Raw genomic sequence first — 2,095 nt, 5'->3', positions numbered from 1 at the left:
CTCGCATACACTGAAGAGTTCCGCCGCATTCAATGCGCGATATGCCTTGCGATCTGGAGACGGACTTGAGAAAGAAGTTTATGCGAATTTGCGGCTGTCTGGCCATGGTGGTTGCGACGATGACCGTTACTGCCGGTGCTCAGGCGCGGTTTAATGCTGATGCTGTGCGGCTCAACAACCGGGGCGTGGCGCTGATGGGGCAGCAGTTTACCGAGAAGGCGGAACAGAGTTTTGCGGAGGCATTCAAGAAGGATCCGAAGATGGCGCAGGCGGCGATCAACGACGGCATCGCACTGCTGACGCTGCAGAAGATCGACGATGCCAAAAAAGCGCTGCAAGCCGCGATTGCCATCGATCCGAATAGTCCGCAGGCCTGGTACAACCTGGGGCTCGCGCAGCACGCCGACAACGAACTGGATGATGCGCTGAAGAGTTTTCAGCAGGCGGTGAAGCTCGATCCGCGGGATGTGGACTCGTACTACTTCGAAGGCGTGTGCTATCGGGAGATGAAGCAATTCGACAAGGCGGTCGAAGTGCTGAAGCAGGCGCTGGCTATTCAGCCGCTGCATGCGTCTTCGGAATTTGCGCTGGCGCGGGCGGAGCAGGCACTGGGAGATAAGGAACAGGCGAAGGAACATTTCAAGAGCTTCCAGCACATGACGAGTACGAAGATTTCGGCAGCGATTGGGTTGGCATATGGAGAGCAGGGGCACTATTCGACGGTGACGCCAGTGGAGGAACCGCAGGCGCGGCAGCGGACGATGATTCCGGTGAAGCTGGTTGCGGAGACGATGGTTCGTGCGATCCCACCCATGACGCAAAAGCGCGCCATGGATGGGGCACCCAGGTCGGTAGTTCAGTCAGAAGCATCGACGGAGACGGGCGGGGCTTGCATGCTTGACGTTACCGGGTCGGGGCAGATGGACCTGGTGCTGATGGAGAGTGGCTCGCAGGCGATTCGGGTGCTGCATCGCGGTAGCGATGGGAAGTTTGAGGATGTGGATGTTGCGGCTGCGGGGCTTAAAGCTTCGGGTCGCGGGGTGGCATGCGCTGTCGGTGACTTCGATGGAGACAACCTGAACGATCTGGCAGTGGCGCTGGACGATGGGGTGCGGCTATTTCGGGACCTGGGCAAAGGCAAGTTTGAGGATGTGACTGCGGAGGCTGGACTGACGGCGCGGAATCGGCCGACGGGGATCACGTTTGTGGACTATGACCACGATGGGGATCTGGATCTGTTTCTGACGGGAGCGCCGTTGAAGGATGGCGATGCACCGAATGTGTTGTGGCGGAATAACGGGAACAAGACGTTTACAGAGTGGACTGCGAATACAGGATTAGGTGGCTCGGGGAAGACCGCGAGCGCGATTCTGACGGATTTCAATAACGATCGCGCTGTTGACTTGGCTGTGACCGGGGATGGGGCGGCTCCGGTGCTGTTTGTTAATCCGAGAGAGGGGAAGTACCCGCAGCAGGCGCTCTATGAGGGCGAGAAACTTCCGGCGACGGAGGGCATTGCAGTTCTTGATTACAACAAGGACGGGTGGATGGACATTGCCGTGACGCACGCGGGGGCGCCAGGATTGACCCTGTGGCGCAACGTAGCCGGTCCGCAGAATATAGGGCGGCGGTTTGAACGAGTGCCGCTGCCGCTGACCGGTGCAAAGCGCGGATGGGGCGTAACGGCGGTTGATATCGACAATGATGGATGGGTTGATCTGGCTGCGATTGTCGAGACCGCTGCGGGGCCGCGTGTAAAGGTCTTTCGCAACAAGGGCGATGGGAGCTTTGAAGATGTGAGTCACGCGCTGGGGCTCGACAGCATTGCTCTAAAATCTCCGCGCGGGTTGATTGCTGCCGATGTGAATGGCGGCGGCCCGCCGGATTTGATTGTGACGCAGGAGAATGCGCCGCCGGTGCTGCTGCGGAATGTGGGTGGGAACAAGAATCATTTCGTTCGGATCGATCTCAGCGGCTATGCGGACAACAAGACGGCCATTGGCGCGAAGGTGGAGATCTTTGCGAACGGGCAATGGCAGAAGTGGGAGCTGGCGGGTGCGTCGGGACTGGCGACGCAGGCTCCGCCGCAGTTGCT

Annotated in this window: 1 protein-coding gene; it reads left to right on the top strand. The window is 59.4% G+C overall.

Annotation, left to right across the window (positions count from 1 at the left end; all coding sequences use genetic code 11):
- Positions 1-65: 65 nt before the first annotated feature.
- The coding region (locus tag WA354_RS09780; protein ID WP_472812823.1) for an FG-GAP-like repeat-containing protein at positions 66-2,095 on the top strand (2,030 nt) is incomplete at its 3' end.

The sequence above is a fragment of the Occallatibacter sp. genome (assembly GCF_049802275.1).
GTDB lineage: Bacteria > Acidobacteriota > Terriglobia > Terriglobales > Acidobacteriaceae > Telmatobacter.
The sequence above is the reverse complement of the archived record's forward strand: the minus strand, read 5'-3'. Positions and strand labels throughout refer to the sequence as shown.